The organism is Pedobacter polysacchareus (assembly GCF_019802255.1).
GTDB lineage: Bacteria > Bacteroidota > Bacteroidia > Sphingobacteriales > Sphingobacteriaceae > Pedobacter > Pedobacter polysacchareus.
Genome location: NZ_JAHYSS010000007.1, coordinates 331,967 through 353,076, shown reverse-complemented (window position 1 = coordinate 353,076; position 21,110 = coordinate 331,967). Strand labels below are relative to the sequence as shown.

The window sequence follows — 21,110 nt, the reverse complement described above, 5'->3', positions numbered from 1 at the left end:
TTTTTGTTTTTTAAGAGGATATAATATATAAGGTGATTTTATGGGAAGATGGTTTCGTAGATCAGCTGTTTACGGTCTTCCATCAAGATGGCGTATTCTTCATCATTCATGCCAAATATTGCTTTATGAAGCGGTGCAGTAAGGAAAGGATGCGCCATTAAAGAAAATAGATTCAGCATGAATTGCCTTGGATCCATTTTCTTCACCAGCCCTTTATCCATTTCCAGCTGGATCTCTTCCATAAAAGCTTTCACTTTTTTGGCCCTTGATTTCTTCGCATTGATCAGCTCATTTCTGTTCATTTCTGTGATGATGAAGAGCTGGCGAAAAGGGTATTGAGCGGTTTCTTTAATGAATACAGAAATCAGGTTTCTGATCTTTTCTTTGAAAGGCATTTTGGAGTCAAATACTTCATCCAGTGTGCAGACAAAGCCTTCCTGTGCCTCGTTGAATACCTGATCAAACAGGATGTCCCGGGAGCGGAAATAATAATTTACGAGTGTACGGTTTACTCCGGCTGCATCGGCGATTTCCTGCGTGGTGGCATGTAATTTACCCTCCGCAAAAAACAGGTGCTTAGCCGTATCTTTGATTAATTGTTCCGTACCAGTGTCGCGAGTTGACATATACTTTTGAGTTTGACAAAATTGTTAAACAAAAGTATTAATCTCATATATGAGTTAAAACATGGAATTGTAATGTTTAAGTTAAGAAAGGGTTTGTAACTGATTATTGACAAAAAAAAGGGCACGAGGCCCTTCTATTTGTGTTGATAATTACTGTATATAGGATACAATAGTTAGTATATTTTAGTCATTTTTACTTATTGTGGAAAATGAAGTTTTACTTGCTCAATTGCAAAATCAAGTTGCTCTTGTGGAGTAATATTGGTGTTGTCCAGAATCACGGCATCTTCTGCACGGGTCAGCGGGCTTTCTGCACGGGTGGTATCCGCATAGTCACGGTGCGCCAGATTTTCGAATACCTCTTCTAGCGTGGTGGAAGTATCCCCTTTGCTCTGCATTTCTTTGTAACGACGCTCTGCCCTGATTTTTGGATCGGCAGTCATGAAGAACTTTACCTGAGCATCCGGAAAAACAGTGGTGCCAATATCACGGCCATCCATCACAATGTTTTTTGATTTGCCCATGCGCTGCTGCTGTTTCACCATATCCTTGCGGACAAATTTATTAGCTGATACTTCGCTTACTGCTTCTGAAACTGGCATTAGTCTGATTTCTTCAGATACTTCTTCGCCATTTAAGGTAATGTGTGATTCGTAATCCCTGGAATGAAAGTTTAATTCGATATGCTGTAAAGCGTCTTTTACTGCTTCAGGATCATTCATGGCGATGTGATTGCGAAGGAAATAAAGTGTTACCGCCCGGTACATCGCTCCGCTATCAATATAAATGAAACCTAGTTTCTTTGCCAATGCTTTCGCTAATGTACTTTTTCCACATGATGAGTAGCCGTCGATAGCTACAACCAGATTTTTCCTCATATAGGGCAAAGTTAGTGTTTTAGGGAATTGTTCCCCCAATTTTTTTTAAATGGCCGATTTTCTTTAGCTACTTTTACTGCATGTTACCCAATAAAGAAGATATACTAAAAACAGTCACCTTTAAAACTTCCAGAAGCGGAGGTAAAGGCGGGCAGAATGTAAACAAGGTATCCAGTAAAGTAGAGCTGATCCTTCATTTGCCTTCTGCAGATTTTTTGACGGAAGAAGAAAGGACATTGCTGATGGAAAGATTGCACAATCGCATGGATCAGGAAGGAAACCTGCACATCGTTTCACAGGAAGACAGAAGTCAGTTGATGAACAAAGAGCGAACGATCCTAAAATTGATCGCCCTGCTGAAATCAGGCCTGCACATTCAAAAAAAGAGAAAGCCCACCAAGACACCGAAATCGGTGATCAGGAAGCGGCTACAGGACAAACAGAGCGTTTCCACAAAGAAAACCTTGCGGAAACGTCCTGCCCTGGACTAATTTACTGCTGAATTAGTTGAAGCGGTAAAACATACTAATACTGCCATATTGATGGGCTCTGGCGGTACTTTTCACTTCCTTAGTCTTAAATATCATCCCAAAATCGAAGGTAAAGCGCTGACTGCTGTAATTAAATCCCAATTGCTGCGCAAACACGACTGGTTTAACCCCAAAAGTAACCGGACTATCATTGTTAAACATACTGCCTTGTATGGTGGCATCATAAGCCACAAAATTAAGCTGAGGTTTTGCATAAAAGAACAGCTCACTTTTCACTAAATTCTTTGTTTTCGACTGGTTTCCAATTACTGAATTGGTATAAGCCGTGTTGAAAAGCTGATTGATTCGCCCTGCTCTGAATAAAATCCCTGCACCAGCACCACTAAAGGTCGTTCCAACATTCGCATAACCTTCAAAAGAGAAGTCAGCAGCCTGGTCCTTAAAACGGTGCAATAATCTGGTGTATTGCGCGGATAGGTTTACCTGCATTTCTTCTTTAATCTGGTAATCCCAGCCCTCCAGTTGATAGAAACCAACGGATTTATGTAAGAGCTCCTGGCCTTTTTCTGCCAGTGATGCTGGACCTGTCACACCAATCTGCGCGCTGGTTTTCAAAATGCTTTCATTTTTATAAAACCAGTTCAATCCAGCTTCCGCATATAAGTAGCCTGCAAATGGGCGGTCTTGTTTTGCCGGATCGGGTGCCGCACCAGAATAAGGGTTGTACATCTTTTGCCCAATGGCAATTTCATAAGTTTTCTTCTCCAGCTTTTCCGGAAGCCCGCTTTGATTCAAGGCATGGCGGAAATTGATAAATAAGCCATTGGTATAATAGCGGTCAGAGCCCTGCAGCAGGTAGGAATCATTGTCGCTTTTAAAACCAAACTCATTTTTGAAGTTTTGTGCTGAAACCGGACTGGTGGCCAGCAGGTAAATCAGGGATAAAGGGAGCAGTATTTTGCTGATAGCTTTCATTATTGTTTTTCTAAAAAAAAACTCCGGCAGATTTGCCGGAGTTGAATATCGTATTTTTTATGTTAAAAAGTATAGCCAAGACTTAGACCACCATAATAAGGCAGGAAGAAGTCCCTACTGAAGACCGGACTAAGTCCAATCCTGAAAGCAAAACCGCTATCCTCCGGTTGTACCCGATAGAAAAAACTCATGGTACCAATTACATTGCTTTCGTTCTTATTGAAAAGGACTTCTGCATCGCCGCCTGTTGCAATAAAAGTGGCACCTAATCCAAGTTCAAAGTACTTTCCACCTTTTCCTAATAGGTAATTCAAAGATAAAGGCACTGTGGTCACTTTATCTCCATCTACTGAAAAGTAACCAATACCAGCTCTACCACCGATACCATCTCTCTTGTTAAAGAACCTGGAGTCATAGTTAGCTGTAAAAGTCAAACCCTGACCGCCCAGTTCAATAAATATATTCTGTGCTCTGGACGTAGCAGGTGTAGTGTTGCCGCTTTCCTGTGCGAAAAGCTTCTGGGTACTGATAAGGGCTGAAAATAAAGTAAAAGCAAGTGTTAATTTTCTCATTATGATTTGTTTGGTGCCGCAATAATAACTAAAAACAGCCTAGTTTGCAACCGGCTTGATTTTAACACTCAGGTCTTGCGCATCTTTCACTTTTTCCTTCATTAACGCCAGTTCAATCACTTCTCTCATCTCCGTTACATAATGGAAATTTAAGTCCTTAATATAGCTTTCCTTGATCTCTAAAATGTCTTTTCTATTCGATTTACAAAGAATGATATCTTTAATATTCGCACGTTTTGCCGCAAGGATTTTTTCCTTGATTCCGCCAACCGGCAGTACTTTTCCACGTAAGGTGATCTCTCCGGTCATGGCCAGGTTGGATTTTACTTTACGCTGTGTAAATGCAGAAGTCAATGCGGTTAGCATGGTAATACCAGCAGATGGACCATCTTTTGGAGTTGCGCCGGCAGGTACATGTACATGGATATCCCAATGATCGAAAAGGGCATAGTCAATTCCAAAAATAGCAGCGTGTGAACGTAAATAAGCCAATGCAATCACAGCAGATTCTTTCATTACCTCACCCAGGTTACCGGTTAAGGTTAATTTTCCTTTACCAGGGCTTAAACTCGCCTCAATAAACAGAATGTCTCCACCCACCTGTGTCCAGGCTAAACCAGTCACTACTCCGGCAACTTCATTGCCTTCATAAAGATCCTTATCATAGATAGGGGCACCTAAAATGCGCTCTACATCTTCTAAAGTCAGGTTTGGCTCGTAAGTTTCTTCCATCGCGATTTTAGTCGCCACACCACGGACCAAGGAACCGATCTTTTTCTCCAGCCCACGAACACCTGATTCTCTTGTATAATCTTCGATTACTTTTTCAATCAGACTGTTCTTTAGAACGATGTCTTTTGTTTTGATCCCGTGCTGCTCTTTTTGCTTAGGCAACAGGTATTTTTTAGCAATTTCAATCTTTTCTTCAATCGTATAACCATTCACTTCAATGATCTCCATACGATCCAGCAAAGCCGGCTGTATGCTGCTCAATGAGTTGGCTGTAGCGATAAACAGTACATTGGAAAGGTCATAATCAGCCTCTACATAATGGTCGTTGAAAGCAGAGTTTTGCTCTGGATCCAATACCTCCAATAAAGCAGAAGAAGGGTCTCCTCTAAAATCAGCACCTACTTTATCAATCTCATCCAGCACAAATACAGGATTTGCAGCACCGGCTTTCTTAATGGATTGAATGATTCTGCCTGGCATAGCACCGATATAAGTCTTTCTATGACCGCGGATTTCAGCTTCATCTCTGATGCCACCCAATGCCATACGTACATATTTGCGGTTCAATGCTTTCGCAATTGATTTTCCTAATGAGGTTTTACCTACTCCCGGAGGGCCTACTAAACAAATGATAGGGGCTTTCATGTCGCGTTTAAGCTTCAAAACAGCCAGATACTCTATAATGCGCTGTTTTACTTTTTCTAAACCGAAATGATCTTTATCCAGTACGCGCTGTGCACGTTTAAGGTCAAAGTTGTCTTTCGTGAAATCATTCCATGGAAGGTCTAATAAGAGCTCCAGGTAATTGATCTGTATAGAATAGTCAGGCGCTGCGGGATTCATTCTTCCCAGTTTATCCAGCTCCTTCGTAAAATGTTCTTTTATAGGTTCAGACCATTTCTTCTTCTTTGCGCGTACCTGCAAAGCCTCGTATTCAAGGTCGGATGAAGAACCACCCAGTTCTTCCTGTATGGTCTTTAATTGTTGATTCAGGAAGTAATCCCTTTGCTGCTTGTCCAGGTCGGTGCGGACTTTCGATTGAATCTGGTTTTTTAACTCCAGCATTTGAAGTTCCAGGGTCAATAGTTCCATCACCATCATTGCGCGCTCACGCAGGTTGCCCATTTCCAGCATTTTTTGCTTATCAGAAACATCTGCATTCATATTTGAAGAGATGAAATTGATCAGGAAAGAAGTGCTTTCTATGTTTTTTAAGGCAATACCAGCTTCACTTGGAATGTTCGGCGACAATTGAATGATCTGCGATGACATTTCCCTGATAGAGGCCACCATTGCTTTAAATTCTTTGTCGTTTTTGTGTTTGGACTCCTCGAATTTGCTGATGGTTACCTTAATGTAAGGCTCCGACTGAACTTCTTCAATCAGGCGGAAACGTTGTTTACCCTGTATGATCACGGTTGTGTTTCCGTCCGGCATCTGCAGCATCTTTATGATCTGCGCCACCGTTCCTACGCTGTTCAGCTGCTCAAACGTAGGGTCTTCTATCGAAACATCCCGTTGGGATACTACTCCTATAATCCGGTTTCCTTTGTAAGCTTCCTTGATTAGCTTTATGGATTTATCCCTGCCAACAGTAATTGGAATGACTACTCCTGGAAAAAGTACGGTATTCCTTAAAGGAAGGATGGCCAGTACTTCAGGAGTCTCTTCATTATTCATCTCGTCTTCGTCTTGTTGGGACATCAGCGGGAAAAACTCTGTATCTTCATTTATAATGGGTAGTGCGTTGCTAAAATCAAAATGATCTTGTTTACTCATTTATTAAGTCTTTCTAAAATAAAAACGACAATCTGACAGTATGCCGTCTACGAAATTATTAATTATATTGTATTATCTATATTTTCAACTCCTGTGCCAAAAGATTCATCCAGCCTTTTCCCTGTTAAAAAGTCAGGAATAGATGAAGATCAGCGAAAGCAATATGCGTAATTGTCTGACCTTTTTTGAAAAAAAATCAGAATAATTCTTCAGCTTATCATATTTTCATTTATTTAGCGTTTAAGAGAGGTATTTGTAACTGGTATGATAGTTGCCTTCAAATACCTATATCATTCCCGGATTGCCTAAAATTAATTTAGATTTTAATTAGGACTTGGGAATCAAATCTAAATATATTTAATATTTTTAAATAAAACTTAATGAACTATTTCAAGCACACCATCTTATTATTATTTGTCTTTTCTGCTCAGGTCGGTATCGCTCAAAACAGCGGTTACGATAAATTAGGGCTGCAAGCCATGATGAAGGGGGATTATAAGGCTGCCGTTGGACAATTAGAGAAAGCGGATACTAAAACTCCGAACAATGCGAATGTGCTGAAGATGCTGGGATATTCTTATTTTCAATGTGGAGATTTTGAAAATTCAATTGCTGCTTATAGCCGATTGATTACAGTAAAGCCTTCAGATTATTCTGCCTATTATTATAGAGGAAAGGCCAGATTAAACATCGCAAATGATCCGAAAGAGTCTCTGAGTCAAATGAGAGACAACTTTTATCTTTCCGCAATTAAAGATTTCAGCAAAGCAATTGAGCTGAATGGGGAAGAAGATACACAGTTATTACAAAATAGAGGGCTGGCCTATAAAGATTACGCCATCTATAAATCGTATAAGGTGAAGAAAGGACCGGAAAAAACTGCTGTGATCGCTTTATTTAATAATTCTATTGCCGATTTTCAGAAGGTATTGGTGGTACAGCCTTTACGTAAAGACATTATTGGCTTAGTCGATTATGTGAAAGCACAGATTGCCAGTCTGAAATAAGGACTGCTGCTAAAGTGATGAAAATGCCTGCTATTGTAACCGCAATAGCAGGCATTTTTTTTATACTTCTGCGCCGTCAAAAATTTCTACAAACTTAGAGCGGCTCAATGGTTTCGTCAAGAAGTCAGTCACCACAGGAATGCGCTGAGATCGCTCCAGTTCTGATGGAGAGATGGAAGAAGAAACAATATAAATCTCAATCTTCTTGCTCATTTTAGGCTCCAGCAATGAATACTCTTCCAGGAATCCCCAGCCATCCAATACCGGCATATTTAAATCCAGAAAAATCACATCTGGCAATAACTCCGGCTGATTGGCACTCAACTCCAAATCTAATAAAGCTTTTTTTCCATCTTCAAAGACGGTCAGGTCGGTACTTAGATTGGCAACCTGTAACGTTTTTCTTGTTAAAAAAACGAAAATAGTGTCGTCATCTATCAGATAAAATTTTTTCATTGCATTATATTTATTCGTTGGTTATCATTCTGTTAGTTAGGTATGTATAGGGTTGATTCTGTTCATTCTGGTGGAAGCATCTGGTTATTGTCTGCCTGGTGAACTATAGAAGCAATAGATTCATTCAATTGCTCGGTAGATTCCTTTAGCATATACAGTAAATCAATATGGTCGCCATGGGGATTTTGCAGCATCATCTCCGTTAAGCTCATGATATTCGTTAATGGCGCCCTCACTTTATGGCTTTGTATCCAGGCAATTTCCTTTAGGTCCTGATTTTGCTTTTCAATCATTCTCACATAATTCATTCGCTTAGAGACGTCTGTCGCCAAAACCAGCCTCGCGTCGATCCCATCGATATTTACGATGGTAGTGTCAATTTCTACTGGAAACAATTGCCCGCTTTTATTCATGTGTGTCAGAATTCCCGAATATTCCCTGGTTTTTATAGTACTGAAAATGTCCATCAGCTTACTGATCTCTGAGGCCGGTCTGATTTTCGTGATGTTCATCGATAAAAACTCCTCCTGGGTATAGCCATATTTTTTTATGGCCGCTTCGTTCACTTTCAGGAAATTACCGGTATTCAGTTCAAAGATGTACATAGGTACCGGATTCGCTTCAAAGATATTCCGGTAGTAGCGTTCAGAAGCATCCAGTTTCTTGACCAGTATGGCTTCTTTAACCCTGGTTTTTTCAAAACCATTTAGAATGGTGCTGATCATAAAAACACTGATAAAGCTGACAAAAATGAAGTTCCAGGAATAGGCAATCCATAAAGTGAGGTCATAAGTTTCAGACAATGCATTTGGGAAAAGCTTAAACTGTATAATTAAGCCAATCAGTATACAAATCACAATATTGACCACCAATGGAATGAAAGTCGCTTTCGCTGGAAAGATCATTGCCGTGAAAAACGTAATGATCAATAAGTATAATGCTCCAGGGCCATCAGAGCCAACAAAAAGCAAGTACAATACGGCAATCAGATAGAGCAGGGCTACCACCATGACCATCCTGTAATCCAGCTTTATTTTTCTATTTACTACAAACCCCATAAGAGAAATGATAACCAGCACCATAAACACAGGGAAAAACACTTTTCCTTTAGCGAGCTCATTAACCAGGAACAAAAGAATCCCAATCATGCCTAATGGAAGGCAATACATGATGGTGTCTCTAAATAAATTCAGTTTCCATGAACTGATCCTGAAAAGCGTAAACTGATGATCAGCGGGAATAACATAAAGAAATGTTCTCCTATATTTCTTCAAGTATGACGCTATTGTTGCCATTTTTCAAGGGATCAATGTGTTAACTGAATTTATATCGCTGATATGAATACATTAAATGAGGAATTTATTTCCCGAAATCTGACGCCACAGGCATCAGGTTGTGTTTAAACCATTTAATCGCAGTTCATAAAAGAGACTTTCTTGCTCCTATCAGGCGTTTTGCTCGTTAAACTCCCCATATTTGCAATTGAAATAAGCCCATTATCATGCCATAGTCTTGCCCGGTAAGGGGCATAGAAAATCCTTCGTAAGGAATGCTTTCCGTACGAAGGATTTTATGTCATTAAGATTTTGTAATGGGTAGAAAATAGGGGGGATCCCTATTTGAATTTTCCGGTAATCCGGTAATTCTTTTCCGCAAGTAACCTGATGTGCTGGTTCTTTTTTACGTCATATAAGCTATCTGGAAAATAGCTGAGCGTATCTGAGGAAGTATATAGTGTGTTGGCATTGCAGATCAAAATTTGAAGGCCATAAACCTGACCATTTCTCTTGATGACTTTCAATTCCTTCACCGGAACTTTCTTGTTGTCGGAGGTATAAAGCTCCATTGTATCTGTTTTTTTAACCCGAAACAAACCTTTCCATGCCGATTTATTGAGGTCGGCATCAGAAAATATGCTCAGCTCTTTCGGCCAGTCCTGAATCACCAGGTCTTTGCTTTCTGTGGAGTCATTGACCAGCACTGTTTTATGAATCACTGGCTTCTGGCGACTTAATCTTGTCGCTTCTCCCGCAAAGTATCCTTTAAGATCGAAGTAAGGATGTGTTTCCTTTTGCTGGTTGACGGCCCTGTCTCCACAGCCAAAACACAACAAAAGAAAAGCACATAATATTAAATGGTTTCTCATTATACCAGGCAGTTACCGGTCATGATCGCTGGTTTCTCAATGCCCATAATCTTTAGGATGGTAGGGGCGATGTCGCCAAGTTTTCCATCAGCGATGGTTTTATAATCATTGTCAATTAAAATGCAGGGAACAAGGTTCGTGGTATGCGCAGTATTTACAGATCCATCTGCATTGCGCATGTATTCTGAATTTCCGTGATCCGCAAGGATGATGAAAGAGTAACCGTTTTCGATTCCTGTTTTTACCACTTGCTCTGCACAATGGTCAGCAGTTTCCACAGCTTTAATTACTGCTTCAAATACACCGGTATGACCTACCATGTCTGGATTGGCAAAATTCAGGCACACAAAATCAGGCCATCCTGAAGCTAGCTCTTTGTTGATTGCTGCTGTAATTCCTGCGGCACTCATCTCTGGCTGCAAGTCGTAAGTAGCTACCTTCGGAGATGGAATAAGTATTCTCTTCTCATTTTCAAATGCCAGCTCTCTGCCACCAGAGAAAAAGAAAGTAACGTGTGGATATTTTTCAGTCTCCGCAATACGGATCTGGTTTTTATGGTTTTTCTCTAATACTTCACCTAAAGTTTCCGAAAGATCATCTTTAGTGAAAACTACCTTTACATTTTCGAAGTTTTCATCATAAGTCGTCATCGTTACATAATACAATGGCAATTTATGCATGTCAACATCAGGATAGTCATTTTGAGTCAATGCTGCAGTAATTTCTCTGCCCCTGTCTGTTCTGTAATTGAAACAGATCACTACATCACCAGGCTGAATAGTAGCTACCGGGCTGCCATTTGGCTGAGTCACTACAATTGGAGCAGTAAATTCATCCGTAATGCCTTCGCTATAAGATTGCTCAATAGCAGTTGCGGCATCGGTAGTTGGTTTGCCAATACCTTTGGTCATCACATCATAAGCAAGTTTTACCCTTTCCCAACGTGAATCCCTGTCCATCGCATAATAACGGCCAACTAAACTGGCAATTTTACCCGTAGAACTTTCCAGGTGATGTTCCAGGTCTTTGATGAATGTCAATCCAGAATTTGGATCTGTATCCCTGCCATCTAAGAAAGCATGGATAAATACGTCGCTCAATCCTTGTTCGCCAGCTGCATCGCATAACGCTTTCAGATGGTTGATATGGGCATGTACACCTCCATCAGATACCAACCCGATGAAATGAACAGCCTTGTTATTTTCTTTAGCATAATGAAAAGCATCCAGCAGTACCGGGTTCTGGTGCAGTGTTCTGTCTTCTATTGCTTTATTAATCCTGCCTAATTCCTGATAAACTACTCTGCCTGCACCTAAATTCATGTGTCCAACTTCCGAATTCCCCATTTGGCCGGCCGGTAATCCTACCGCTACACCCGAAGCTTCCAATTTGGAATTAGGATAATTTTTCAATAAAGAGTCAAAGAAAGGAGTGTTAGCTGCATAAGCGGCATCGGATTCGTCTTGCTTCCCGTAGCCCCAGCCGTCAAGAATAAGTAGAACTAATTTTTTATTATTCATCTTGAATTAATTTAGTAATTGTCGTGCGATTGTCTGTCAATCTAACAAATATAAGCGTATTGTGTGTTTTTTTTGAGCCTAATTGTAATTCAACTGTAGTATCTTTGTTTTCCTGGCTGCAGCCAATCATGGCATAATTTATGTAACATTGGTAGGTTAGCTATATAGAGAATATGAAGCCCTTACTTTTTTTTACGATTCTGTTTACCTCTTTTTCTTCTGTTATTGCTATTCAAAGCGATATTATTGACAATCTTTCCGGTTATTTTAAAGCGGGCAATACGAAAGAAATAGCAGTAAATTTTTCTTCTTCCCTGGAGCTCATCGTTATTGATGAAGAAGATGTCTATTCTAAAGCACAGGCCGAGCAGATACTAAGGAACTTCTTTACCAAGTATCCACCTATAAAATCATCGGTAACACATACCATTAATGCCAATCCGAACTTTAGATTTGGCATCCTTTCCCTACACACCAAGAATGGAAAATTCCGGGTTTCAATCACGATGAAAAAGTCTAATAATGCTTTTTTTATTACGGAATTGAGAATAGAGCCGGATAAATAATAGTAAAAATGCTATTTTTGGGTTTAATTTTAAGTTTTGGATAAGCAAATCATAGATCAATTCATAAAAAACGCTGTTGCCGAAGATTTAGGCGATGGGGATCATACTTCACTTTCTACCATTCCAGCCCATGCACAAGGCAAGGCAAAATTGCTCATTAAAGAAGATGGGGTGATTGCAGGCGTTGAGCTTGCGGTAGCGATTTTCAATTATATTGATGATCAATTGGTCGTATCGGTAAATATTACTGACGGAGAAAAAGTGAAATATGGAGATATTGTACTGACGGTTTCCGGTAGTACGCATTCTATTTTGCTGGCTGAGCGACTGGTTTTAAACTGTATGCAAAGGATGAGTGGTATTGCCACGAAAACCAACCACATTGTTGGTTTGCTGGCTGCGTATCCTACTAAATTGTTAGATACGCGCAAAACCACACCTGGATTAAGATATTTGGAGAAATGGGCGGTTGTGATCGGTGGGGGAGTAAATCACCGTATCGGTTTATACGACATGATCCTGATCAAGGATAATCACGTAGATTATGCTGGTGGAATCGCCAATGCGATCAAAGCAGCCAATCAATATTTAGCAGATCAAAATAAAGATTTACAGATAGAGATAGAAGTGAGAAACCTTTCGGAGTTAAATGATGTTTTAACTAATAGAGGTGTAGACCGGATTATGCTGGATAATTTCAGCTTTGCCGATTTAAAAGAAGCGGTGAAACTAATCGATGGCAGATTCGTAACAGAGGCTTCTGGTGGAATCACTGAAGAAAATGTAGTAGAATACGCGGCGTGTGGGGTAGATTTTATATCTATGGGCGCTTTAACCCACTCTGTTAAAAGTTTAGACATGAGTTTAAAAGCATGCTAAACAACTTAATTCATCAGAATTTGATTTTGTTTTTTTACTATAATTGTAGTTAATGATTTCGGTCTATTCTATATCAGCAGTAATTTTAGCCTATTTATTTGGGTCTATACCAACAGCGGTATGGCTCGGACAAGCATTTTACGGTGTCGACGTGAGGGAATATGGTAGTGGAAATGCCGGTGCAACCAATACTTTTAGGGTGTTGGGGAAACGTGCAGGACTTGCCGTGATGACGATAGATATCGCCAAAGGCTATACTGCAACCAAACTTGCCTACTTTATAGGGCTATCCGTTACCGGTCCACAGAACTCTTCTCAATTTATCAATTATGAACTTGCACTCGGCGTAACCGCTGTGATGGGACATTTATTCCCAATATTTGCAGGCTTTAGAGGAGGTAAGGGAGTGGCCACACTTTTTGGAATGATTTTGGCAGTTAACTTCCCGGCAGCAATGCTTTGTGTTCTGGTCTTTGTAGTTGTACTCTTAACCACTAAATATGTTTCCCTAAGCTCTATATGTGCAGGTTTTACCTTCCCATTGAGCATTATATTCATCCTGCATTCTTCTGTTAAGTCAGAAGTATTATATGGAATGTGTGTGTGTATCCTCATTTTGGTCACACATCAGAAGAATTTAGAGCGACTCCTCATGGGCAAAGAATCCAAAGTTTACCTGTTTAAAAAGAAAACAACTTAAAACAACGAATTCATGAAAGCTTTAAATTTAATGGTCATTGCTGCGGCGATGCTTTCCATCTCCTCCTGTTCTACAGTACCATTAACGGGACGCAGCAGATTGAGTATTGTGAGTGAAAGTGAGATGCAGAATGCGGCCGCTCAAAGTTATACCTCCTTGTTAAGAGACCCTAAAACTAAGGTGCTCAACAATGCGGATGCAGCAAGGATAAAAAGAGTAGGGCAGAAGATTCAGGCTGCGGTTACAAAGTATATGAACGCCAATGGCTATGCGAGCCAGATCCAGGGTTTCAACTGGGAATTTAACCTGATTGATAGTAAAGAAGTAAATGCCTGGTGTATGCCCGGTGGTAAAGTAGCTGTTTACAGTGGTATTTTACCTATTGCAAAGGATGATGCTGGATTAGCCACAGTGATGGGGCATGAGATCGCCCATGCGATTGCACAGCACTCCTCAGAAAGAGCTTCTCAAGCTACTCTAGCACAAGCTGGGGGTAGTTTATTGGGTGCAGCTACAGCAGGAAAGTCTCAAACCGCACAGGCGATGATCAATCAGGCATATGGTTTGGGCGCGCAGGGCTTTGTATTGTTACCAAATTCAAGAAAGCAAGAGCTGGAAGCAGATCAGTTAGGCCTGATTTTTATGTCGATGGCCGGATATGATCCTACCAATGCGATTTCTTTCTGGCAGCGAATGGCTGCAGCGAGTGCTGGTGCGCAAAAACCTGCTGAGTTTTTAAGTACTCACCCTTCTGATGCTACGCGTATTGCTCAGATTCAAAGACTTTTACCAGAAGCTAAAAAATATTTCAATTCGACTACCGGAAAGCCTACCGGATAATTTGAATAAAAAAAAATAATAGACAGGCTGTTACTGAAAGGTAACGGCCTTTTTAATGGAATAACATTTAGGGAGTTAAAGTTTGGATAATAGCAGAGGCTTTTAACATACATTCTTCATACTCGTCATGTGCATCAGCGGCATAAGTAATGGCACCACCTACCTGGAAAGACAAGTGTTTACTGCTTTTCTGATATAGGATACTACGGATGATCACATTGAAATCGAACTCTCCCTCAGGACTGAGGTAACCAAAGGAGCCGGAATATGCACCTCTTTTACTCAGCTCATATTTTTCTATCAATTCCATTGCCCGGATTTTTGGCGCACCTGTCATTGAGCCCATTGGAAAAGTATTTCGGATTGCTTCTACGAAATGTAAGTCTGGCGCCAGCTCACAGCTGATGGTAGAGATCATCTGGTGCACCTGCGGGAAAGTATAGATCCCAAAAAGTTCTTCGACCTTAACGCTTCCTTTTAAGGCACTTTTTGTGAGGTCGTTGCGCACCAGGTCTACAATCATCACATTTTCCGCCTGTTCTTTTATATTTTGACTTAAGTCCTGTTTGATCTGTTCATCGGTATTGGCTTCGCGGCTGCGTTTGGCTGTTCCTTTAATGGGTTGAGAAATCAGTTTGTTCGCTCGTTTGCAAAGAAAGCGCTCCGGACTGGCCGAAAGGATATATTGATCGTAGATCTTAAAATAGCCTGCAAAAGGGGTAGGGGAAAGGGCGTTGAGCTGTTCAAATACATATAAAGGATCAATCTCTGCGTTTTCGGCAAAGAACTCCTGACAATAAGTAATTTCGTAAATGTCGCCCCTGCTGATGTGCTGGTGCAGCTGCTTGATCTTCTCCAGATAGCTTTCTTTATTCATCGAAGCCTGGATATCCAAAGCCGGATAAGTTTTTACTTCCGGAATTTCAAAGCAGGAGATGGTTTCTAAAAGCTCGGCATCACCAAAAATCACTTCTGCCTGCCCATCTTTCCAGGCGATCAGATATTGAGGAACAAAGAAAAATAAATCAGGGAATTGGTGGAAGTCTGCATGATTGGATTGCAGCTGTTCATCTTCGTTTTTCAGGTCGTAGCTGAATAAACCGAACATCCAGGTTTTTCTTGCTTCGTAGAAATCTTGTAAGGCATCAAATGCGCCGCCCGTTGCTTTAGAAAGTACCGCTGTAGCTCCAGCAGCAATGATAAAATCGAATTTCCCGTAAGGGTCAGTATAATTGTTGGAGTCTAAACAGCAGCAGATGTCAAAAGTATTGGCCCAATGCAGTGCTTTACTTTTAAATAACGATAATTCCAGATGGCTCATTTCGCTACAAAGGTAAGGGAAAACAGCCTATAAAAAAAGGCGGCCATTGGCCGCCTTTCCTATATATCTGAAGATAATTTCTAGATCAATTCTAAAGTTTGAACTCTATCTGGTCCAACAGAAAGATATTTTACAGGCACTTCCAATTCTTTCTCTAAGAAAGCGATATAAGCGGAAAGTTTCGCAGGGATATCTGCTACCTGATTTACTTTAGTTACATCAGTTTTCCAACCTTCGATTGCTTTTAAAACAGGCGTAGGTTTTACAGAAATGATGTCGTATGGCATATAATCAATAGTTTCACCATTGTGCTCATAATGTGTACAGGCATAGATCGTATCAAAACCATCCAATACATCTGCTTTCATCATGATCAGCTCAGTTACACCATTTAACATGATTGCATATTTTAATGCAGGGATATCAATCCATCCGCAACGACGGGCACGGCCAGTTGTTGCACCGAATTCATGACCCACCTGACGTAGGTTTTCACCAACTTCGTTGTCCAGTTCCGTAGGGAATGGTCCACCACCAACACGTGTACAGTAAGCTTTGAAGATACCATATACATTGCCGATTCTGTTTGGCGCAATACCTAAACCAGTACAAGCACCAGCAGTAGTGGTGTTAGAAGAAGTTACAAATGGATAAGAACCAAAGTCGATGTCCAATAATGTTCCTTGTGCACCTTCTGCCAATACTTTCTTTCCTTCTTTAAGGAAACCATTTACATAATGCTCACTGTCTACATGAGGAATGGTTTTGATAAACTCAATCGCTTCAAAGAATGCAGCTTCTTTTTCTGTTAGATCGTATTCGAATTCATAATGAGAAAGAATCTCTTTATGTTTCTCTACTAATTTGTTGTAACGTTCCTTGAAATCAGGAAGGGTAGTATCACCTACTCTTAATCCATTACGACCGGTTTTGTCCATATAAGTTGGGCCAATACCTTTTAGTGTAGAACCGATTTTGTCCTTACCCATTTTTTGCTCATTTGCAGCATCCAATAACTGGTGCGTTGGCAAAATCAAATGTGCTTTACGGGCAATTACCAATTTCCCTTTGGCTACTGGATCATGTCCTGCAGCTTTTAGGTTGTCTAACTCTCTTTTTAGAATGATCGGGTCAATAACCACACCATTACCAATAAGATTCATTGTTTTTTCATTGAAAATACCTGATGGAATGGTATTTAAAACAAACTTTTTGCCATCAAACTCTAAAGTATGTCCGGCATTCGGACCGCCTTGAAAACGAGCTATCAAATCATATTGAGGACTTAATACATCAACAATTTTTCCCTTGCCTTCATCGCCCCATTGCAGGCCCAGAAGCACGTCTACTTGCGTCATTATTTAAATTTGAATATTATAAATTGGATATGTTAACTTGCATGTTTTACTTCGCTATTCTGATTGTTCATTGCATTTTTTGCAGTGCAATCGAAACAAACGCCATAAAGGTTCAGTGAGTGGTGTTTAATTTCAAACTTCAGCAAATCTCCAACCATACTTTGGATCTGATGAATACGCGGATCGCAGAATTCTACTACTTTCCCGCAGTCAATACAAATGATATGGTCGTGCTGATGGTAGCCATAAGATTTCTCAAACTGCGCCATGTTTTTACCAAACTGATGTTTAGTCACCAGATCACAGGAAACCAATAGTTCTAAAGTGTTGTATACAGTAGCTCTGCTGACACGATATTTTTGGTTTTTCATGTGGATATAGAGGGTCTCTACATCGAAATGGTCATCTCTGGAATATATTTCTTCTAAGATGGCAAAACGTTCCGGTGTTTTTCTCAGACTCTTATTTTCGAGGTAAGCTTCGAATATTTTTCTTACTAACTCGCTGTTGTGGTTTGTAGACATAGTTTTTAAACTCCTTTCAAAGGTACCAATTTTTATATAAACCTGTATGTTTTATTCGTTTTTTTAGGCATCAAAACGGGTAACTGCCGTCACGCCTTTTACTTCCAATAGATTTTTAATCAGGTTGTCTAAGTGTTCTTTATCATTTACATAAACCATAATGGAACCATCAAAGATGCCATTATCTGTATCGACAGTAATAGAACGCATATTTACCTTGAAATCTCCGGAAATTACCTTCGTGATATTATTGATCAAACCTACGTCATCTATTCCAATAATATGCAATCCGGTTAAGAACGTGAGTTCCTGCTGACGATTCCATTTGGCTTTGATTACGCGGTATCCGTAGTTGGCCATCAGCTGTGCGGCATTCGGACAATTGGTACGGTGGATTTTGATCCCTTCATTCACGGTGACAAAACCAAAAACGTCATCCCCAGGGATGGGATTACAGCAGGCGGCAAGCGTATAATCAATCTTCTGCAAGTCTTCGCCAATCAAAAGAATATCAGATTCCGGCCCTTTGACTTTATTTAGTAAAGCCTCAATCTTTTGATTGTCGCTCTTCTCAGAAGAACCTCTGTTTTCAATCTCTTTCTCACTAGCCAGGTAATCTTTCAAGTCTTTCAACTCAATCTTTCCTTTCGCAACAGCTATGAAAAGCTCCTGTGTAGAAGGTAGTTTGAAGAAGTAAGTCAGCTTGTTCAGGTTGTCTGTATTGTAAGTGATTTTTAACGATTTCAACTTACGCTCCAAAGTTTCTTTACCCTGATCCGCGATTTTTCTTTTCTCTTCTTTTAAGGACGATTTGATCTTCGATTTGGCCTTTGCCGTCACCACAATATTCAGCCAATCTTCTTTTGGCGTCTGTTTGCTGGAGGTGATGATCTCTACCTGATCGCCATTCTGTAATTTGTAGGATAAAGGAACCAGTTTATGATTCACTTTAGCCCCGATACATTTGGCACCCACATCAGTATGGATTTCAAAGGCAAAGTCTAAGGCAGTAGCGCCCAATGGCAGTTGAAGTAAAGCTCCTTTAGGGGTAAAGATGAAAATCTCATCCGAGAAAAGGTTCATTTTGAAATCATCCAGGAAGTCTAAAGCATTCGCTTCCGGATTGTTCAGCATCTCTCTTACTTTCATGATCCATTGATCGAGGCCATTGTCATTGCTGGATTCTTTATATTTCCAGTGTGCTGCAAAACCTTTTTCTGCAATCTCATTCATCCGCTGTGTACGGATCTGAACTTCTACCCATTGGCCTTTAGGACCCATTACGGTAGTATGCAGAGACTCATAACCGTTTCCTTTTGGAGACGAAACCCAGTCGCGCAGACGATCTGGATTTGGACGGTACAAGTCGGTTACAATAGAATAAGCCTTCCAGCAATCTGCTTTTTCATTTTCCGGTGCGCTGTCCAGAATGATCCTGATGGCGAAAAGGTCATACACTTCCTCAAAAGGAATGTTTTTACTTTTCATCTTATTCCAAATGGAATGGATAGATTTCGGGCGACCGTAGATATCGGCCGTCAGTCCCTGTTCTGCCAGGATCTCATTGATCGGCTCCACAAACCTTTTGATAAATAAAGTCCTTTCGGCCTTTTTCTCATTCAGTTGTGTGGCAATATATTTATAAGTGTCTGGCTCCAGATATTTCATGGAAAGATCTTCCAGCTCAGATTTAATCGCGTATAATCCAAGGCGGTGGGCCAGGGGAGCGTAAAGGTAAATGGTTTCTGAAGCGATTTTCAACTGCTTATGTCTGGGCATAAAGTCCATCGTCCGCATGTTGTGCAAACGATCCGCCAGTTTGATCAGAATTACCCGCACATCATCCGCCAGTGTCAGCAGCATTTTACGGAAATTCTCCGCCTGTAAAGAGCTGTTGTAATCAAAAACGCCGGATATTTTGGTCAGACCATCAATGATTTTGGCCGTTTTCTTGCCAAATTCACGCTCAATATCTTCCAATGTAATGTCCGTATCTTCTACAACATCATGTAATAAAGCGCATACAATCGAAGTGGTTCCTAGTCCGATCTCTTCTGCAGCAATCTGCGCAACAGCAATAGGGTGGTAAATATAAGGCTCACCTGATTTTCTACGCATGTTTTTATGGCTCTCCAATGCCATATCAAATGCCTTTCTGATTTCCTTTTTATCCCCCCTCTGAAGTGTTGGCTTACAGGCACGCAGAAGCGCACGGTATCGCTTCAATATCTCTTGCTTCTCTGCTTCTAAATCAATCACTAGTGTGTTCTTCATCAATCTATAAATTGTTTTTCGGTAATTCTGTTGGTTATGGATCGCTGTTCAAATGGCAAATGAACCTAAAATTTTATTTAAATACTAGTTTATTGCCCCTATACTTTTATTAATATAAGCTTTTTGTAAAGATCCTATAGTGATACACAATAATTCCTCCAATTTTAAGTTTCTCTAAGTTATTCCTCCTGCATTCGTAACCGATGATTTTATGAAATGATCATTGGCATTTCATTTGTATTATTTACGTCAGGATGATAAGCTTTCCCTATGAAAATTTTATCTTAGAATAGTAATCAATTAATGTATTAAATTGGCCTTTATTGAAGAGGTATAAATTTATGAAATTTTACAGGTTGTTTTTTCTGTCAATTGTCATGATTACAGCGGCTTCTGCTAAAGGGCAGACCGGCGCTGTGGCCGTGAAATACCCGGTATTGGGGAAAAACGACACCATTCGTGTGGCCTCTACAAATGAGAATGGCGAGATGATTCCATGGATTCCGCTTTCAGAAGTGACGATCTATGGGTATCGGATTTTTAAGACTCCTGAAGATCGCGCGGCTTATAACAGGCTGCGTTACAATGTGATGAAGGTGATGCCTTATGCATTGTTTGCAAAACGCAGATATGAGCAGCTGGAGAAAGACCTTGCGCTGGCGACCGATAAAAAGACGCAGAAAAATTTGGTTAAACAGTGTGATAAGGAGATTAAGGACATGTTCAACAGGGAAATTAAGGAACTGACCATTTCTCAGGGACAGATTTTAACGAAGTTGATCGACCGGGAAGTAGGACGTACCACTTATGAAATTGTAAAAGAAACGAAAGGGGGCGTTACCGCCTTTTTATACCAATCAGTAGCCAGAGTAGTTGGCCATAACCTAAAAAGTAAATACAATCCGACGGAAGAACGCGACATTGAAGCGATCATTCTTTCTTCTGGATTTTATCAATAAAATATGTCGGATCAGCCAAAAAGTATACACCAGTTTAAGGTGAAATTGATCAATGGAAAAGAAAAGAATCTTTCAGATTATAAAAATAAAAACTTATTAATTGTCAATATTGCTTCGGCCTGTGGTTTTGCACCTCAGCTGAAGGAGTTACAGGAGTTAAGGGAAGAGCTGAAATCTCAGGATTTTGAAGTACTTGCCTTTCCTTCTAATGATTTCGGCAGACAAGAACCTTTAGAAGGGGCTGGAATTCAGGAGTTCTGTGCAGTAAATTATGGGGTGGAATTTCCTGTGTTTGAAAAAACGATGGTTAGAGGAGCACATGCGCATCCTTTGTATAAATTCCTGGGAGATAAAAAACTCAATGGAAATTTAACGTCTACACCTAGATGGAACTTCCACAAATACCTGATCAATAAAAAAGGAGAAGTGGTGGACTATTTCTTTCCTTTCACCAAACCATTGTCCAACAAAGTAAAAAAGAAAATCCAGCGACTGGGATAAAGCGCC

Annotated in this window: 21 protein-coding genes; 8 read left to right on the top strand and 13 right to left on the bottom strand. The window is 40.3% G+C overall.

Annotation, left to right across the window (positions count from 1 at the left end; translation table 11 throughout):
- Window positions 1-38: 38 nt before the first annotated feature.
- Complete coding sequence (locus tag K7X70_RS21890) at window positions 39-626, bottom strand: TetR/AcrR family transcriptional regulator (RefSeq protein WP_222539040.1); 588 nt, start codon at window positions 624-626, stop codon at window positions 39-41.
- 197 nt (window positions 627-823) lie between these two features.
- The gene (gene cmk / locus K7X70_RS21885; RefSeq protein ID WP_222539039.1) at window positions 824-1,504 is read right to left on the bottom strand and encodes a (d)CMP kinase; all 681 of its coding nucleotides are present in this window, start codon (window positions 1,502-1,504) and stop codon (window positions 824-826) included.
- A gap of 80 nt (window positions 1,505-1,584) precedes the next feature.
- Here cmk and arfB point away from each other — a divergent pair, with 80 nt between their 5' ends.
- Entirely contained in the window at window positions 1,585-1,995 is a 411-nt protein-coding gene (arfB, locus tag K7X70_RS21880) for an alternative ribosome rescue aminoacyl-tRNA hydrolase ArfB (protein ID WP_222539038.1), read from the top strand.
- A 12-nt stretch (window positions 1,996-2,007) separates the two neighbouring features.
- Here the strand turns inward: arfB and K7X70_RS21875 are convergent, their stop codons facing one another.
- The 3 genes from K7X70_RS21875 to lon form a co-directional block, all read right to left on the bottom strand.
- Entirely contained in the window at window positions 2,008-2,970 is a 963-nt protein-coding gene (locus tag K7X70_RS21875; protein WP_222539037.1) for a lipid A deacylase LpxR family protein, read from the bottom strand.
- Window positions 2,971-3,032: 62 nt separating this feature from the next.
- The gene (locus tag K7X70_RS21870; RefSeq protein WP_222539036.1) at window positions 3,033-3,542 is read right to left on the bottom strand and encodes a hypothetical protein; all 510 of its coding nucleotides are present in this window, start codon (window positions 3,540-3,542) and stop codon (window positions 3,033-3,035) included.
- A 39-nt stretch (window positions 3,543-3,581) separates the two neighbouring features.
- Window positions 3,582-6,053, bottom strand: coding sequence for an endopeptidase La (gene lon, locus K7X70_RS21865; protein WP_222539035.1), 2,472 nt, complete (start codon window positions 6,051-6,053; stop codon window positions 3,582-3,584).
- 380 nt (window positions 6,054-6,433) lie between these two features.
- On the opposite strand from lon, the gene K7X70_RS21860 reads away from it, so the two are divergent.
- Complete coding sequence (locus K7X70_RS21860; protein ID WP_222539034.1) at window positions 6,434-7,060, top strand: tetratricopeptide repeat protein; 627 nt, start codon at window positions 6,434-6,436, stop codon at window positions 7,058-7,060.
- A gap of 60 nt (window positions 7,061-7,120) precedes the next feature.
- On the opposite strand, the gene K7X70_RS21855 is transcribed toward K7X70_RS21860, so the two are convergent.
- The 4 genes from K7X70_RS21855 to gpmI all read right to left on the bottom strand — a co-directional run bounded on the left by K7X70_RS21855 (window position 7,121) and on the right by gpmI (window position 11,182).
- A complete protein-coding gene (locus K7X70_RS21855) occupies window positions 7,121-7,516 on the bottom strand; it encodes a response regulator (RefSeq protein ID WP_062550120.1) in 396 nt (131 codons plus the stop codon).
- 62 nt (window positions 7,517-7,578) lie between these two features.
- A complete protein-coding gene (locus K7X70_RS21850) occupies window positions 7,579-8,811 on the bottom strand; it encodes a PAS domain S-box protein (protein ID WP_222539033.1) in 1,233 nt (410 codons plus the stop codon).
- Window positions 8,812-9,131: 320 nt separating this feature from the next.
- The gene (locus K7X70_RS21845) at window positions 9,132-9,662 is read right to left on the bottom strand and encodes a hypothetical protein (RefSeq protein ID WP_222539032.1); all 531 of its coding nucleotides are present in this window, start codon (window positions 9,660-9,662) and stop codon (window positions 9,132-9,134) included.
- Window positions 9,662-11,182 (bottom strand): 2,3-bisphosphoglycerate-independent phosphoglycerate mutase, encoded by a 1,521-nt coding sequence (gene gpmI, locus K7X70_RS21840; RefSeq protein ID WP_222539031.1) that lies wholly within the window; start codon window positions 11,180-11,182, stop codon window positions 9,662-9,664. The genes K7X70_RS21845 and gpmI overlap by 1 nt, the downstream gene beginning before the upstream one ends.
- 173 nt (window positions 11,183-11,355) lie before the next feature.
- On the opposite strand from gpmI, the gene K7X70_RS21835 reads away from it, so the two are divergent.
- From K7X70_RS21835 to K7X70_RS21820, 4 genes are read left to right on the top strand one after another with little or no spacing between them, the layout of a single operon-like run.
- Window positions 11,356-11,748, top strand: coding sequence for a DUF4783 domain-containing protein (locus tag K7X70_RS21835; protein WP_222539030.1), 393 nt, complete (start codon window positions 11,356-11,358; stop codon window positions 11,746-11,748).
- A 36-nt stretch (window positions 11,749-11,784) separates the two neighbouring features.
- Window positions 11,785-12,627 (top strand): carboxylating nicotinate-nucleotide diphosphorylase, encoded by an 843-nt coding sequence (nadC, locus tag K7X70_RS21830; protein WP_222539029.1) that lies wholly within the window; start codon window positions 11,785-11,787, stop codon window positions 12,625-12,627.
- 52 nt (window positions 12,628-12,679) lie between these two features.
- Entirely contained in the window at window positions 12,680-13,327 is a 648-nt protein-coding gene (gene plsY / locus K7X70_RS21825; RefSeq protein WP_062550114.1) for a glycerol-3-phosphate 1-O-acyltransferase PlsY, read from the top strand.
- A 12-nt stretch (window positions 13,328-13,339) separates the two neighbouring features.
- The gene (locus tag K7X70_RS21820; protein ID WP_222539028.1) at window positions 13,340-14,167 is read left to right on the top strand and encodes a M48 family metallopeptidase; all 828 of its coding nucleotides are present in this window, start codon (window positions 13,340-13,342) and stop codon (window positions 14,165-14,167) included.
- Window positions 14,168-14,234: 67 nt separating this feature from the next.
- On the opposite strand, the gene K7X70_RS21815 is transcribed toward K7X70_RS21820, so the two are convergent.
- The 4 genes from K7X70_RS21815 to K7X70_RS21800 form a co-directional block, all read right to left on the bottom strand.
- Entirely contained in the window at window positions 14,235-15,488 is a 1,254-nt protein-coding gene (locus K7X70_RS21815; protein ID WP_222539027.1) for an anthranilate synthase component I family protein, read from the bottom strand.
- An 80-nt stretch (window positions 15,489-15,568) separates the two neighbouring features.
- Entirely contained in the window at window positions 15,569-16,846 is a 1,278-nt protein-coding gene (locus K7X70_RS21810) for an adenylosuccinate synthase (RefSeq protein WP_187664934.1), read from the bottom strand.
- Between the two features lie 32 nt (window positions 16,847-16,878).
- On the bottom strand, window positions 16,879-17,370 hold the full coding sequence (locus tag K7X70_RS21805; protein WP_062550110.1) for a Fur family transcriptional regulator: 492 nt from the start codon (window positions 17,368-17,370) through the stop codon (window positions 16,879-16,881).
- Window positions 17,371-17,433: 63 nt separating this feature from the next.
- Window positions 17,434-19,644, bottom strand: a complete 2,211-nt coding sequence (locus K7X70_RS21800; RefSeq protein ID WP_062550109.1) for a RelA/SpoT family protein — start codon at window positions 19,642-19,644, stop codon at window positions 17,434-17,436.
- A gap of 341 nt (window positions 19,645-19,985) precedes the next feature.
- Between K7X70_RS21800 and K7X70_RS21795 the strand changes: the two genes are divergently transcribed.
- Both K7X70_RS21795 and K7X70_RS21790 read left to right on the top strand, forming a co-directional pair.
- Window positions 19,986-20,603 carry a DUF4294 domain-containing protein gene (locus K7X70_RS21795; RefSeq protein ID WP_222539026.1) on the top strand — a complete coding sequence of 206 codons (618 nt, stop codon included), beginning with the start codon at window positions 19,986-19,988 and terminating at the stop codon, window positions 20,601-20,603.
- 3 nt (window positions 20,604-20,606) lie between these two features.
- Complete coding sequence (locus K7X70_RS21790) at window positions 20,607-21,104, top strand: glutathione peroxidase (RefSeq protein WP_222539025.1); 498 nt, start codon at window positions 20,607-20,609, stop codon at window positions 21,102-21,104.
- Window positions 21,105-21,110 lie beyond the last annotated feature (6 nt).